Source organism: Paenibacillus sp. JT31N17, assembly GCF_056269255.1.
In genome coordinates this window covers 468,305-483,003 of sequence record NZ_JBWDNP010000005.1, presented here as the reverse complement: position 1 = coordinate 483,003, position 14,699 = coordinate 468,305, and the positions used below count along the sequence as shown (strand labels likewise).

General features: G+C 48.1%; 13 protein-coding genes and 1 rRNA gene. 5 read left to right on the top strand and 9 right to left on the bottom strand.

What is annotated here, in order from left to right:
- The 3 genes from AC0YOB_RS19950 to gyrA form a co-directional block, all read right to left on the bottom strand.
- Positions 1-72, bottom strand: a 16S ribosomal RNA gene (locus tag AC0YOB_RS19950); the annotation flags it as partial.
- Between the two features lie 327 nt (positions 73-399).
- Positions 400-1,494, bottom strand: a complete 1,095-nt coding sequence (locus tag AC0YOB_RS19945; RefSeq protein ID WP_475794223.1) for an HD-GYP domain-containing protein — start codon at positions 1,492-1,494, stop codon at positions 400-402.
- Between the two features lie 38 nt (positions 1,495-1,532).
- Complete coding sequence (gene gyrA / locus AC0YOB_RS19940; RefSeq protein WP_475794222.1) at positions 1,533-4,070, bottom strand: DNA gyrase subunit A; 2,538 nt, start codon at positions 4,068-4,070, stop codon at positions 1,533-1,535.
- Between the two features lie 387 nt (positions 4,071-4,457).
- Between gyrA and AC0YOB_RS19935 the strand changes: the two genes are divergently transcribed.
- Positions 4,458-5,222 (top strand): YheC/YheD family protein, encoded by a 765-nt coding sequence (locus AC0YOB_RS19935; RefSeq protein ID WP_475794221.1) that lies wholly within the window; start codon positions 4,458-4,460, stop codon positions 5,220-5,222.
- 76 nt (positions 5,223-5,298) lie between these two features.
- Here the strand turns inward: AC0YOB_RS19935 and gyrB are convergent, their stop codons facing one another.
- The 6 genes from gyrB to dnaA form a co-directional block, all read right to left on the bottom strand.
- Positions 5,299-7,215 carry a DNA topoisomerase (ATP-hydrolyzing) subunit B gene (gene gyrB, locus AC0YOB_RS19930; protein ID WP_475794220.1) on the bottom strand — a complete coding sequence of 639 codons (1,917 nt, stop codon included), beginning with the start codon at positions 7,213-7,215 and terminating at the stop codon, positions 5,299-5,301.
- Between the two features lie 197 nt (positions 7,216-7,412).
- Positions 7,413-7,661 carry an extracellular matrix regulator RemB gene (remB, locus tag AC0YOB_RS19925; protein WP_189000361.1) on the bottom strand — a complete coding sequence of 83 codons (249 nt, stop codon included), beginning with the start codon at positions 7,659-7,661 and terminating at the stop codon, positions 7,413-7,415.
- 26 nt (positions 7,662-7,687) lie between these two features.
- Positions 7,688-8,797, bottom strand: coding sequence for a DNA replication/repair protein RecF (gene recF, locus AC0YOB_RS19920; RefSeq protein ID WP_210046596.1), 1,110 nt, complete (start codon positions 8,795-8,797; stop codon positions 7,688-7,690).
- 45 nt (positions 8,798-8,842) lie between these two features.
- Positions 8,843-9,058, bottom strand: coding sequence for a S4 domain-containing protein YaaA (yaaA, locus tag AC0YOB_RS19915; protein WP_210046597.1), 216 nt, complete (start codon positions 9,056-9,058; stop codon positions 8,843-8,845).
- Between the two features lie 16 nt (positions 9,059-9,074).
- Positions 9,075-10,217 carry a DNA polymerase III subunit beta gene (gene dnaN / locus AC0YOB_RS19910; RefSeq protein ID WP_210046598.1) on the bottom strand — a complete coding sequence of 381 codons (1,143 nt, stop codon included), beginning with the start codon at positions 10,215-10,217 and terminating at the stop codon, positions 9,075-9,077.
- Between the two features lie 245 nt (positions 10,218-10,462).
- Complete coding sequence (gene dnaA / locus AC0YOB_RS19905; RefSeq protein WP_210046599.1) at positions 10,463-11,815, bottom strand: chromosomal replication initiator protein DnaA; 1,353 nt, start codon at positions 11,813-11,815, stop codon at positions 10,463-10,465.
- Positions 11,816-12,473: 658 nt separating this feature from the next.
- Here dnaA and rpmH point away from each other — a divergent pair.
- The 4 genes from rpmH to jag all read left to right on the top strand — a co-directional run bounded on the left by rpmH (position 12,474) and on the right by jag (position 14,613).
- Entirely contained in the window at positions 12,474-12,608 is a 135-nt protein-coding gene (gene rpmH / locus AC0YOB_RS19900) for a 50S ribosomal protein L34 (RefSeq protein WP_189000351.1), read from the top strand.
- A 76-nt stretch (positions 12,609-12,684) separates the two neighbouring features.
- Positions 12,685-13,032, top strand: a complete 348-nt coding sequence (gene rnpA / locus AC0YOB_RS19895; protein WP_475790647.1) for a ribonuclease P protein component — start codon at positions 12,685-12,687, stop codon at positions 13,030-13,032.
- 136 nt (positions 13,033-13,168) lie between these two features.
- Complete coding sequence (locus tag AC0YOB_RS19890; protein ID WP_210046601.1) at positions 13,169-13,945, top strand: YidC/Oxa1 family membrane protein insertase; 777 nt, start codon at positions 13,169-13,171, stop codon at positions 13,943-13,945.
- A complete protein-coding gene (jag, locus tag AC0YOB_RS19885; protein ID WP_475794219.1) occupies positions 13,942-14,613 on the top strand; it encodes an RNA-binding cell elongation regulator Jag/EloR in 672 nt (223 codons plus the stop codon). The genes AC0YOB_RS19890 and jag overlap by 4 nt, the downstream gene beginning before the upstream one ends.
- Positions 14,614-14,699 lie beyond the last annotated feature (86 nt).

The window sequence follows — 14,699 nt, the reverse complement described above, 5'->3', positions numbered from 1 at the left end:
AATCCGCTCGACTTGCATGTATTAGGCACGCCGCCAGCGTTCGTCCTGAGCCAGGATCAAACTCTCCATAAAAGAGATCCGAAGATCTCGTAACTTACAGATAAGCTAAAAACAGCTCATTCTTTAAAACCTGTTTGACAGGTCGCTCATTGTTCAGTTTTCAAAGAACAAATGCTTCTTCTTGCAGGCGCCGCAAGGCTTTCCTGCTTCGTAAGCTCTCGTCGTTCGCTTCAGCGGCGACTTGATTAATATATCACATCCGCCTAGCTCATTGCAAGTACTTTTTTGAAAAAAAGTAAGTTTACTTCTTTTCTTTCCATATAAAAAACTGTGCTATATTAGCCTGCCAAAAATGCGGCAAGGAGTAATATAACACAGCCTGAGTTTGAACGTCAACAATTATTTGGAGGAATCTGTTTTAGGTATAATCTCCTCTATAAAGAGCTGCCGCTCTACTGTTAAATTAATAATCGTTCCATTCACACTCACCCATGGACGGGTAGGAGCATTGCGGTCGGAGAATACGATCTCGCCAATCCGGTTATCGCTTAAACGGACAAGGGTGCCGTTATGAAACTGTGTAACCTTATCGATAAAGGTTTGCACATAGACCGGCTCGAGCTTCCCGAAGGAGTCCTTCTGGATCTGCTCAAGCACCACATAGGGAGAGGTCGCCTTGCGGTAAGCCCGTTTCATCGTCATCGCATTAAAGATATCAGAGATCGCAACCAGCTTCGCGAATGGATGAATCTTCTGAGCCTCCAGACCAAGGGGGTAGCCGCTTCCATCAACACGCTCATGATGCTGGAGCGCTGCCAGCTTCGCCCCCTCTGTAAGAGCGGTCACGTTCTTGAGAAGCTGATAGCCATTAACCGTGTGGCGTTTCATTTCTTCGACTTCCTCGGTCGTCAGGTTCGACGGCTTATTCAGGATAGCAGAATCGACTTTGGCATTGCCAATATCGTGAAGCAAGCCGGCAAGTGCCGCCTGCATCCACTCATTCCTGGGAAAACTATTCCACTGTGCCAGCATATAACAGCTCATGGCCGACATCACGCTTTTGTGAAATAAGTAATCATTGTTATTAACGGAAGGCGGAGAGAAATTTAATATTTTGTAATCACCGATATGCTGCAATAAGGCTTCGAGCTGATTCCGGATATCCAATATAGGAATATTCACGCCGCTGTTCACTTGGGCGAACACTCTTTTGAGCAGAGCTACCATGAGGTCATACTGCTCCATTAATGGAGATGCAGCCTTCACGGATTGCTTATTGGAGTCCGACGTTTTATCGGCACTGGAATCTTCATCCGTATTCTTATCATCAGTAGAGTTGATTACAACGCTCGGAACCAGAAATGCCTGAAGTATTTCCAGTTCCCGCGCGGTTACAATTTTACCTTTGTGAAAGAGGACACTTCCTAGAGGGGTAAGAACGTCTTGAGCAATTTTGTCTCCAGGCTTGATTTGCGAAACTGCTACTGTTGCCATAGCTCTCATCTCCATATTATGTCCTCATGCACATCAGGTCAGGATTCATCCGATTCATCAGAAGGTGTATCTACTGTTTCAATCGATTGTATGGCTTCAGATTGTTCCGGGGATTCCTGGTCCTCGCCGATCGCGTCGATGATGTCCGATTCATCGCTCTTGGCTACACGCGTCACAGTAGCGACAGAATCGTCGTCTCTTATATGGATCAGCTTGACCCCCTGCGTATTCCGGCCCATAGTGGAAATTCCGCCCATGCTTGTACGGATCATCGTTCCAAGCGAGGTCATAATCATTAGATCCTCATCATCATGCACCATTTTGAGACTGGCGATCGGGCCATTCTTTTCGGTCACATTCAGGGTTTTGATTCCTTTGCCTCCCCTGCTCTGTATCCGGTAATCATTAATCGGCGTCCGTTTGCCGTAGCCTTTGGCTGTTACGATCAGAACCTCGTTCTCCGGCACAACAACATCCATGCCAATGACATAATCATCATCGTCCGCATTGATCCCTTTAACCCCTGTTGCTGAACGGCCCATTGGGCGCACATCCTGCTCGGGGAAGCGAATAGACATCCCTTGGCTAGTCCCCATAATAATCTCCTGGTTGCCATCGGTCAGCTTGACTCCAATTAAATCGTCATCGTCCCGCAGATTGATGGCAATCAATCCGATTTTACGGATGTTGGAATAGTCATCAAGCGGTGTTTTTTTCACAACGCCCTGTTTGGTGGCGAAGAACAGATAAAGGTCCGGATTGAACTCTTCAACCGGGATGACCGCATTGACGGTTTCGCCCGCTTCAATCTGGATCAGATTAATAATTGGCGTTCCCCGCGCTGTGCGGCTCAAATCCGGAATCTCATAGGCCTTCAACCGGTAAACTTTACCTTTGTCCGTGAAGAACAACAGGAAATGATGGGTATTGGATACAAAAAGATGCTCAACAAAATCGTTATCCTTCGTATCCATACCGATGACTCCCCGGCCGCCGCGCTTCTGGCTGCGGTACGTGGAAACCGGCAGACGTTTCACATATCCGGAATGGGTTACCGAAATGATCACATCTTCCCGCGGAATAAGGTCCTCGTCGAGGATTTCATTCTCACCCGCCATAAGTTCTGTACGGCGCTCATCACCGAATTTGGCTTTGATTTCTTCCAGTTCCTCGCTGATGATTTGCAAAACAAGCTGCTCATCGGCCAAAATGGCACGATACTCCGCGATCTTCCTCTGCAGCTCTTCATATTCGGCTTCGATTTTCTCCCGTTCCAACCCGGTGAGACGCTGCAGTCTCATCTCTAATATCGCCTGGGCTTGATCATAGCTGAGAGAGAATCTGGAAATCAGCCCTTCGCGGGCAATATCGGTAGTTTGGGATGCTCTGATAAGAGAAATGACCTCATCCAGATTATCCAGCGCGATACGCAAGCCCTCGAGAATATGGGCGCGGGCCTCCGCTTTCCTGAGATCGAACTCGGTACGGCGGCGGATAACCTCAATTTGATGCTGCAAATAGTAATACAAAATATCTCGGAGATTTAATACACGGGGCTCGTGATTAACCAATGCCAGCATATTAAAGCCGAAATTCATTTGCATCTGGGTTTGCTTGTACAGATTGTTCAAAACAACGCTGGGATTCACATCACGGCGCAGCTCCACGACCACGCGCATTCCTGTGCGATCGGATTCATCACGGAGATCGGTGATTCCGTCAATATTTTTCTCCCGAACGAGTTCAGCAATTTTCTCTACGAGACGTGCCTTGTTGACCTGATAAGGCAGTTCATGGACGATGATTCGTCCTTTGCCATTGTTATCTTCTATAGTTGCTCGTGCGCGCATCGTCACCGATCCGCGTCCCGTAGTATAGGCCTGACGCAGCCCTTCCCGCCCCATCAGGAAACCGGCTGTAGGGAAATCCGGGCCCTTGATATAATCCATCAGTTCCAGCGGCGTGATCTCCGGATTTCGGATGAGCGCCTGAACACCGTCAATAACCTCACCCAGGTTATGCGGGGGAATATTGGTGGCCATCCCAACCGCGATACCGGTAACCCCGTTGACTAACAGGTTTGGAAAGCGCGCCGGCAAAACGACAGGTTCATTTTCTTCCCCATCATAGTTGGGTGCGAAATCGATCGTTTCTTTGTTTATATCACGGAGCATCTCCATAGCAATCTTCGATAAGCGAGCTTCCGTGTAACGCATAGCCGCTGCCATGTCGCCGTCAATGGATCCAAAGTTTCCATGACCGTCAATCAGCATATACCGCAGCGAAAAGTCCTGCGCCATCCGTACCATCGTTTCATAAACAGCCGAGTCACCATGAGGATGATACTTACCGATAACTTCGCCGACGATTCTGGCAGATTTCTTATATGGCTTGTCCGGGGACATGCCCAGCTCCGACATCGCAAACAGAATGCGTCGATGAACCGGCTTTAGGCCATCCCTGACATCGGGGAGCGCACGGCTCACGATAATGCTCATCGCATAATCCATGAACGAATCCCGCATCTCGACGCCGATATCGCGATTTACTACTTGCGAACGATGTTCTTCAGCCATTGTGGTCCTCCTAAAATACTTCTTGATTGATTATCATAAATGATTCAGCAGAGAAATTTTGCAGGTTTCTTCGTTGAATGCTTGTACGAGGGATACATAGAAAGAACCTTATAGTCATTTCACAATACTGCCGAGGTTAAACCTTACTGATCTTATAAATCTGCAGAAAGGCCCAATAAACTCCAAATTATGGGTGAATGCACTTTCCACTTCAACGCTATCGCATAAACTGATGGGGAATGGATTTTGACAGGCACATTCCGGATCAAACAGGGAGAAAGCAAAAATAGGCATAATCCCTATTATACCATCGTTTTTCACCTCTGTCTCCTGCATGCGCTGTAATTCACCACTGGTCAAGAATAGATTCCGAAAGGCGGAGCCGCTTTGGCGATCCAACGTGTAAAAAGCAAATGGGCGAAAACAAATTCCCTGGTAAAGTCAGAAGAAATGCGTGATTCCATCCCCACTACGAAAAAATGGAGCAGCGAAACACTCCGATCAATGCTAAACGAATATAAAATGGTATATGTGAAACCCGATCAAGGCACCTTCGGCAGCGGCGTTATTCGGGTCGAAAAGCTAGAGAATCACTACACCTACCAGCTCGGTACCCGGATCAGGACCTTTTCAGGATTCGAGGCCATGGCAGCAAGTCTGCAGACGGTCATAAAATCCCGTACTTATCTGGTACAGAGGGGAATCCATCTCCTTAAGCACAAAGGGAGAAGATTCGATATTCGCGTCATGGTTCAAAAAAATGACAGGCATGAGTGGGAATCAACGGGCATTATCGGCAGGCTCAGCCATCCTTCCAAAATCGTTACGAATTATCACAGCGGGGGCACCCCTATGACTATCGAACGATTAATGCAAAGCCATCTCACCAAGGTTCAAATTAGAAATCTTAAAAGCCGGCTGCGGAAGCTGGGCGTCTCCGTAGCCAGACAGCTGCAAAACGATTACCCACGACTTAAAGAATTAGGCGTCGATGTCGCTGTAGATACCTCATTCAAGCCGTGGATTCTGGAAGTAAATACGCTGCCCGACCCGTTCCTGTTTCGTAAACTTCCGGATAAACGGGTATTTCGAAAAATATATCGTTACGGCCTCCTCTATGGACGCTTCAAATCCACAAAAAAACGTTCGTGAACCTGTCCTTCCCATTCGTTGTTGGCAGAAAAAAACCGCCCTCGTTTCGAGCGAGCGCGGTTTTTTGTTTTTCTGGTTAGATATCCAGGTTTTTGACAAGTTTGGCATACTGCTGAATAAATTCGCGGCGTGGTTCGACATTATCGCCCATAAGGGTCTCAAACATCTGATCGGCCTCCATTGCATCCTCAATTGAAACCTGGAGCATAGTACGGCTTTCGGGGTCCATGGTTGTCTCCCATAGCTGCACAGCATTCATTTCTCCAAGACCTTTGTACCGCTGTACGCCTACCTTGGCGCCTTCACCGAATCCTGCGATAATCTCGTCGCGTTCTTTCTCGCTTTGCGCGTACCGGATGACCTTATTGCGTTCAATCTTGAACAGCGGCGGCTGGGCAATGTAGATAAAGCCGGCCTCCAGGATTTTGCGCATGTAGCGATAAAGGAAGGTGAGCAGCAGGGTCCGTATATGGGCACCGTCGACATCGGCATCCGTCATTAGGATAACCTTATGGTAACGCGCCTTGGCAAGGTCAAAGTCATCACTGATGCCTGTGCCCAGTGCAGTAATGATCGCACGGATTTCGGTATTTCCCAATATCCGGTCCAGCCGCGCGCGTTCGACGTTGAGAATTTTTCCCCGCAATGGCAGGATGGCCTGAAAATGACGATCCCTTCCTTGCTTGGCGGAACCGCCTGCCGAGTCACCCTCAACGATATACAACTCGCTTATAGAGGCATCCTTGGAGGAGCAATCTGCCAGCTTGCCTGGAAGCGAACTGACTTCCAGGGCGCTTTTGCGTCTGGTCAGCTCACGCGCCTTACGGGCTGCCTCGCGGGCCCGGGAGGCCTGAAGCCCTTTTTCAATGATTTTCTTGGCAACAGCCGGATTCTCTTCCAAAAATTCCTGGAGCTTCTCCGCAAAGCAGGACTCCACGATACCGCGGACTTCACTATTGCCGAGCTTTGTCTTGGTCTGCCCTTCAAATTGCGGCTCGGGAATCTTGACGGATATGATCGCTGTCAGCCCTTCACGCACATCATCACCGGACAAGTTGGAATCGTTATCCTTGATGGCATTCATTTTGCGGGCATAATCGTTGATGATCCGCGTCAATGCGCTTTTAAAGCCGGATTCATGCGTGCCGCCCTCATGGGTATTGATGTTGTTGGCAAAGGAATAAATATTCTCGCTGTAGCTGTCATTGTACTGCAGGGCGACCTCAATCTGAATATTATCCTTGGAGCCTTCCACATAAATCGGCTGCTGATGCAGAGCTTCTCGATTACGGTTCAAATACTCGACAAACTCGATAATACCGCCGTCATACCGGTACGTATTGGTTGCGCCTGTGCGCTCGTCAAGCAGAACAATTTCAATGCCTTTATTCAAAAAAGCAATCTCTCGTATACGCGACTGCAGAACCTCATATTCAAAGACTGTTGTTTCTTTGAAAATTTCCTCATCGGGCTTAAAATGAACGGTGGTTCCGGTGTCTTCGGTTTCCCCGATTATTTTCAAGTCATACTGGGGCACTCCCCGGCGGTACTCCTGCTGATGAATTTTCCCTTCGCGGCTGACGGTCACAATGACCTGTTCGGACAGAGCGTTAACAACGGATATTCCGACGCCATGAAGGCCCCCGGACACTTTATAGCCGGAATCATCGCCGCCAAATTTACCGCCGGCATGAAGAACGGTCAGTACGACCTCAACAGTCGGTCTTTTCAGCTTGGCATTCTCTCCGACGGGAATCCCCCGGCCGTTATCGACGACGGTTACACTGTTATCCTCATGCACAGTAACCAGGATCCGGTCACAGTAACCAGCCAGCGCTTCATCGATGCTGTTGTCGACAACCTCCCATACGAGATGGTGAAGACCTTTGGAGCTGGTGGAGCCGATATACATCCCGGGACGCTTACGAACAGCTTCCAAACCTTCCAGGACTTGTATTTGACTTTCATCATACGTATTCTGGTTCAACGACATGCTGGAATTCACTGCTCCTCTCAATGCTTGATACCTGAGCGTTCTCGTGGGAAAACGCAACTTCGCAGCCGTAATCTTCGGCGCTTTCGTGAGATAATGCACCTCAAATGCCCTGGCGGCAGATAGAAAAAGACGCACCCTTGATCCAAAATCTCTATACGAGCATAAGCTAAGCTTACGGGGTCTACCGAATACAGTTAATTGGTCGCGAAATGATGCGAACGCTTCTTCAATGTGGAGGAAGATATCGGGGAATAATAGATTTTTTGCTGGGTGACCACGATTGATTTTGCCTCTTCCTCACCGATCACTTCAACGTCCTTGCGTTTGCGGGCTTGAGCTACGAATTGCTTGGAAAGCTTGGAGGACTGTTCGATGGAAATATCAAAGATCGCCACGAGCTCCGCGGCGCGAATTATTTTTTCTCCGCCCAAATGTATATACATAGCTTCCACCCTTCGTTCGTGCCGCATTAAAGAATGACTTCGCCATTGCGGACATGATAGATTCGAGAGCCCTGCAGCTTGCTCACATCGACGCTCTCCAGACCTGTTGTGGTAATAAAGGTCTGTACCTTGCTTTGAAAGGTTTCAATCAGCTGTGTCTGCCGATTCTGGTCAAGCTCCGATAAAACATCATCCAGCAGCAGCAGCGGATATTCTCCGATTTCCTCATGAATGAGTTCAATCTCAGCCAGCTTGAGCGATAACGCGGTTGTACGCTGCTGCCCTTGTGAACCGTAGACGGCAGCTTCCTTGCCATTTATAAAAAAGGCCAGATCATCACGGTGGGGGCCGACAAGCGTCATCCCACGGCGCAGTTCCTGATCTTTTACCTGTGTTAACTTTATCATAAATTGCTCAAATAAAACAGATTCTTCTTCCGCAGCGTCCGTATCGAAGGAGGGACGGTAGACAATTGTCAATTCCTCCGCCCCCGCGGTTATGCCGGAATGGATATGCTGAGCCCACTTTTGCAGCTTATGAATAAAGCTTTGCCTTTTTTTCATAATTTTAACACCATACTCAATAAGCTGCATATTCCATACGTCGAGCATGGCCTGCTGGGAGCTTGACGGGGAGGAGGCTTTTAAATAATTGTTACGCTGCAAAAGCACTTTGTGATACTGTCCCAGCGAATGCAAATAACCAGGCTGCACCTGGCCGATTTCCATATCCAGGAACCGCCTGCGGATGCCAGGTGTTCCTTTTACAATTTCCAGATCCTCGGGTGCGAACATGACAACATTAAGCGATCCGACAAAATCACTCAGCTTCCGCTGCTCCAGGCCATTGATTCTGGCCTTCTTGCCTTGAGTGGACAAGGTCAGATCCAGCTTGAGCGTGCCGTATTTTTTCTCCACTTCCCCAAGAATTCTTGCGTCGCTGGACTGCCAGCCGATCAGTTCCTTGTCTTTGCTGGTACGATGGGATTTGGTTAAGGCCAGAACAAATATCGCTTCCAGCAGATTCGTTTTTCCCTGGGCGTTGGGGCCGACAAACAGATTGACCTGACTGTCTGTTTTCACTTCCAGCTGTTCATAGTTGCGGTAATGCTGCAATTGTATGGAATTCAGATACACCGTGCTGCCTCCCGTTTGCTGCCAATGCTTAATTGCATTGACGCATTAACGCTTTACGACCGTAAAGAGGCCATGTCCTTTTATTTCGACCCGGTCACCGCTGTAAAGCTTACGGCCCCTCCGATTATCCGCTTCTCCATTGATCTTGACCTCGGCTTCCTGCAAAAAAAACTTCGCAGCTCCGCCCGTATCGATGCACCCTGACAGCTTTAGAAACTGCCCAAGCGCGATATATTCCGTCGTAATTTCAACTTCCGTCATGTTCTGATTGCTCCCTTTAGCCTGTAGTCCGGTACGGCAGGATGAGATGCAGGCTGTGTGAATGATCCGTCGGCTTAATGATAATCGGGCTCATCGCTCCGGTAAATCCGATGAACAAATATTCGCTGTCGATGACTTTCAGGGCATCGAGCACATATTTGGAGTTAAAGGCAATACGCAGCGGCTCGCCGTTCATTTCCTTGACTTCCAGCTGCTCCGTAACCCGCCCAAGCTCAGCCGAGCTGGAGGAAATTTCGATGGTGCCGTCCTCCTGCGTCATCAGGCGGACAATATTCGTTTTCTCTTCCCGGGACATCAAATACGCCCGGTCTATCGAATCCGTTAATTTTTTTGTGTTAAGCACCAGTTCTGTTTTGAACTGCTGCGGAATAATTTTAGAAGTATCGGGGTAGGTACCATCCAATATACGCGAATAAAACAGGACATGTCCAATTTTGAACAAAACCTGGTTGTCAGCGACGAAAATATTTACATGGCTGTTGTCGTCGGGGATGAGCCGGGACAGTTCATTGAGCGTTTTGCCGGAAATAACGACATTGGAGAACCGGTAGTCGGCTTCCGTTTGAACGTTAGCGGTACGGCTGGCGAGGCGGTGGCGGTCCGTTGCGACAAATTTCAACTGTCCTTCAGCCAGATTCCATAAGGTACCGGTCAAAATAGGCGTTTGTTCACTGGTGGAGGTGGCGAATACCGTTTGCCGGATCATCATTTTGAGCATATCGCCGGGAACGGAAATCGTGTCTTTCTCTTCTATGGTCGGGAGGATGGGAAATTCCTCCGGATCAAGGCCAATCATTTGAATATCCGTGGAGCCGGAGCGGATCATCGTCTGGTGATTGTCCTTCACTTCGATTTCGAGCTCATCCGACGGCAGTTTTTTGACAATCTCGACGAAGAATTTGGCAGGAAGCACAACGCTGCCCGGCTTGTCGATTCGGGCGACGACAAATTCTCCATTTTCCACAGGAATGAAGCTTTGGATCGAAATATCGGTGTCGCTTGCTGTCAGGGTGACGCCTTGATGGGTGACATCAAACTTGATTCCCCCAAGGATAGGAATAGCAGGCCTCGATGAAGAGGCTTTGGAAACTTGCTGGATGGCATCATTGAGCTGGTCTTTTCTGATCATTAGTTTCATCTTGGTTTCACTCCTAAAATAGCTTCCTGAAAAATAGAGACAATTGCGCACGGTGTTGGGCTTTGTTTGTGAATCCTTTTACACTCTAAATTGATGATGTTTATTTAATTATTTATTAGCCGTAGTCGTAGTAGGGGGCCGGAATATGTGGATAAGTGAATAAAATGCTGATAAATCAAGCCTATCCACATGTGTACAGGCTGTGCATAGGCTTGGAGAATTTTCGTATCCACTTGTGTATAAAATCAGGTGTGATTTTTGATCTTATCGGTAAGCGTCTGGACGATTTTATATAAGTCCTGATCGATCTTGAGCTGCTGTGTAATTTTCTCGTGGGCATGGATAACGGTTGTATGGTCCCGGCCCCCGAAGGCCTCGCCAATTTTGGGTAGCGAGAAATCCGTCAGCTCACGGGACAAGTACATGGCAACCTGACGCGGAAAAGCGACTGCCTTGGTCCGTTTGCGTGCTTTAAACTCCTCCAGCTTAAGTCCATACAGCTCGCCGACCTTCTGCTGTATATCCTGCATCGTGATCATTCTCGGACGACTGGATGGAATAATATCCTTCAGTGCTTCCGCAGCCAAATGGGAGGATATATCCTCGTTAATAAGGGAAGAATAGGCCACCACACGGATTAGAGCCCCTTCGAGCTCCCGGATGTTCGTATCTATTTGACTGGCTATGTAAACCATCGCTTCATTGGGAATATCCAGGTTCTCCGCTCTTGCTTTCTTTCTTAATATAGCAATCCGCGTCTCCAGGTCTGGCGGTTGAATATCTGTTATAAGTCCCCATTCAAAACGGGAACGAAGCCGTTCTTCGAGAGTCGGAATCTCTTTGGGTGGCCGGTCACTTGAGATCACAATCTGTTTGCGTTCTTCATGCAGAGCGTTGAAGGTATGGAAAAACTCCTCCTGCGTCTGTTCCTTGCCGGCCAGAAACTGAATATCATCGATAAGCAGCACATCAATGTTGCGGTATTTCGTCCGGAAGCTCTCCCCGCGGTTGTCTCTGATCGCATTGATAAATTCGTTGGTAAACTTCTCTGAAGACAAATAAAGTACCCGTGTGCTGGGAACATGCTCCAAAATATAATGGCCGATCGCATGCATCAGATGCGTTTTGCCAAGCCCCACACCGCCATAGAGAAAAAGCGGATTATAGGCTTTGGCCGGCGCCTCGGCAACAGCCAGGGATGCTGCATGCGCAAAACGGTTGTTGGCCCCAATGACAAAGGTATCAAATGTGTATTTGGGATTAAGCATATAGGAGAACGTTTCTTCGGGTCCGACATGAACGGTAGGGATGATCTGCGGCTGTTCAATGGCAGGCTCCGGCGGTTTATTCTCTTCAATCACAAATTTGATATCGTATTGGCGGCCCAGAAATTCTTGCAGCGTTGTCCGCACAAGCTTCGTATAACGGCTTTCGAGCCATTCGGCCGCAAAAGTCGTAGGTGCTGTCACAATGACCATAGAATCGCCGCTGAACGAGGCTTTTGTCGCTTTGAACCAAGTGTCGAAACTTGGCTTGCTCAGCTTTGTTTGTATGATCGACAGCACCTGTTGCCACATTTCGTGCGTATGGCTATCCACAGATTGTCACTCCTTATCCAATTCGCCGAAAGTCGGCATGGCTGTGCATAAAGATGTCGAAATTTCGGGTATTGGGAACCAATCGTCCACATTATGTAGGATGGACACTAGAATTTTATCAAAAGGGGATGAATGTTGTTCACATTGTTATCCACAGGCTGTTGATAAAGCTGAGGGGGATATGGAGTCATCCACACAGAAAACAAGTCTATCATAGCAAAAGAACCCTTGTTTTTCAACGAGTTGGCGGAATTTATCCACAAATTCTATAGGTTGTGTATAAAAGTTATGGACAACACAAGATATTGTTAATATCATGTTAAGAATTCGACAATTGCCGAGGAATAGCCGGAAAATCCATCCACATGTTATTAACTTTTGCCCGGAGCCGTGCGGTTTTGCCAATTATCCACAATATGCGGCAGCGGCAAATATTTTTCTCTTCTATATAGAGACTCCTTCGAAATATGGAATGATTGACATTATGCGGGCATCATGGTTTAATTGAAAAAGGCGTTTTTTAAAGATGAACGTGGTTCTGCTCGCAATGGCTGAAATGCCGTTCATGCTTGGTGAATGTGATAATCAACGCTCGTGAAAACGGCGAGGAATAGATTTTCGCTGGTTGAGGGAGTACGTAAAACAGGAGGTGCAAGAAATGAGACCGACATTTAGACCGAATGTTAGCAAACGCAAGAAAGTTCACGGATTTCGTAAACGGATGGCTTCCAAAAATGGACGTAAAGTGCTGAGCGCCCGCCGTCAAAGAGGCAGAAAAGTACTGAGTGCTTAAGCATAAGACCACTACCGTGGTCTTTTTTTAATTTAATCGGGAATAATTGAATATAAAGGTCCGGTGAAGAATAGCCGTGCAAAGAAAGCTGCGTTTACGAAACCGCGAAGATTTCAGCCGGATTTACCGACACGGCAAATCGTTCGCCAACAGCCAGTTTGTCGTTTACTGGTCGCGCCAATACAAATCGGATCCGTTCCGGCTTGGTGTTTCGGCCAGCAAAAAAATAGGCAATGCCGTCGTTCGTAACCGGATGCGCAGGCTTGTGAAGGAAATCGTCAGGCAAAATGCGGAACGAATAATCGTACAGCTTGATTTCATTATTATTGTCCGCAAACCTGCTGTCGGCATGAAGATGGCTGAGCTGGAAAAAAGCATGCTGCATATTCTTAAAAAGGCCGGTCTTCTCAAGATGACGCGATAGGGTTGTAATCGCTTTATCAAGGATGTCCGGGCTTGTTTCTTTGTGCCATAAAATGTGATATAGTTTACGATAAAGAATTAGCAAGGTTGACCCGCCCGGTCATCATGCTTGATGGTGCCAGAGAGAGGAGTTTTACATGTTGTCCCGTATTTCGAAACGTACCTGGTTTACTTTTTTCGCGTTAGCTGCAGTGATGCTGCTGCTGAGCGGCTGCTCGTCCACCACACATCCGGTATCCATGGATCAGCTGGCAAACGGGAATTTCTGGCAGCGGAATGTCGTTTATTACTTTTCACTGACTCTTGAGAATTTCGCCAAATGGTTTGGCGGCGAATACGGCATCGCCATTCTATTGATGGTTGTCATTGTCCGGACGATCATTCTGCCTCTGACGCTGAAGCAGTACCGCAGTTCCAAGGCGATGCAGGCTCTGCAGCCTGAGCTTGCCAAGATAAAAGAAAAAAACAAGGATAATCCGCAGAAGCAGCAGGAAGAAACCATGAAGCTTTTCCAGCAGCATAAGGTTAATCCGCTGGCCGGCTGTTTGCCGCTTCTTGTGCAGATGCCTATCTTTATCGCGCTTTACAACTCGATTTATATGAATGAAAACATACGGGAACATACTTTTTTGTGGCTGCAGCTGGGAGAGAAGGATCCGTATTACGTACTGCCGGTCCTTGCAGCGATAACGACTTTCGTCCAGTCCAAGATGATGCAGTCTCAGCAAAAAGCAATGCCGGCTATGCAGGGGATCATGATGATATTCCCGGTCCTGATTTTCGTTATGGCGCTGTCATTCCCGGCTGCGCTGCCTCTGTACTGGATTTTCAGCAACATTTATACCATTGTTCAAAACTATTTTCTGTACGTACGCACCTCAACCAAGGGTAAGGAGAGTGTACCTGCGAAATGAAGAAAACCGTAGCATCGGGCAAAACGATCGAAGATGCTGTACGAAACGGATTAACGGAGTTACAAGTTACGGCGGACCGTGTGAATGTGTCCGTGCTTGAACAGCCCTCCAGAGGGTTGTTCGGGTTGATTGGTGTGCGGGCGGCCAGGGTGGAGCTTACGCTGCTGCCCGAGCCAGAGCCGGTGCCGGTGGAACTGCCGGAATCTCCGCAGGAAACAATCGATCCTATTGCGGAAGCTGAGCGATTTGTCACCGAAGTGGCGGGTACGATGGGACTTACGATCACGATTGACCGTCATAATTCGAGGGACGGGCTGGTTCTCTCGCTGTCTGGGAGTGGAGATCTTGGTATGCTCATTGGCCGGCGGGGTCAAACACTTGATGCTTTGCAATATTTGGTTAACATCGTAGCTAACCGTTATGCCGACAGCCATCTTCGCATCGTGCTCGATGCTGAGGATTTTCGGGAACGCAGACGCAAGACGCTGGAGGATTTATCCGATCGACTGGCAGGGCAGGTCATTCGTTCAAGAAAAGAAGTGGTTCTTGAACCGATGTCGCCTCATGAGCGGAAGATTATTCATTCGCAGCTCCAGAATCACGCCAAGATAAAGACGTTCAGCAAAGGCGACGAGCCCAATCGGCGTGTTGTGATTACACTTAAATAAACACTTGGATAACACAACTTCTTCCCAGCAATGGCTCTTTAACGGTCATTGCTCGTTTTGTTTTGAATGAACGGAGTACTTTTCTT

Bases quoted from the DNA above. Each gene is read 5' to 3' on its own strand.
- AC0YOB_RS19945 (WP_475794223.1), bottom strand. From the start codon at position 1,494: ATGGCAACAGTAGCAGTTTCGCAAATCAAGCCTGGAGACAAAATTGCT.
- gyrA (WP_475794222.1), bottom strand. From the start codon at position 4,070: ATGGCTGAAGAACATCGTTCGCAAGTAGTAAATCGCGATATCGGCGTC.
- gyrB (WP_475794220.1), bottom strand. From the start codon at position 7,215: ATGTCGTTGAACCAGAATACGTATGATGAAAGTCAAATACAAGTCCTG.
- remB (WP_189000361.1), bottom strand. From the start codon at position 7,661: ATGTATATACATTTGGGCGGAGAAAAAATAATTCGCGCCGCGGAGCTC.
- yaaA (WP_210046597.1), bottom strand. From the start codon at position 9,058: ATGACGGAAGTTGAAATTACGACGGAATATATCGCGCTTGGGCAGTTT.
- dnaN (WP_210046598.1), bottom strand. From the start codon at position 10,217: ATGAAACTAATGATCAGAAAAGACCAGCTCAATGATGCCATCCAGCAA.
- rpmH (WP_189000351.1), top strand. From the start codon at position 12,474: ATGAGACCGACATTTAGACCGAATGTTAGCAAACGCAAGAAAGTTCAC.
- AC0YOB_RS19890 (WP_210046601.1), top strand. From the start codon at position 13,169: ATGTTGTCCCGTATTTCGAAACGTACCTGGTTTACTTTTTTCGCGTTA.
- jag (WP_475794219.1), top strand. From the start codon at position 13,942: ATGAAGAAAACCGTAGCATCGGGCAAAACGATCGAAGATGCTGTACGA.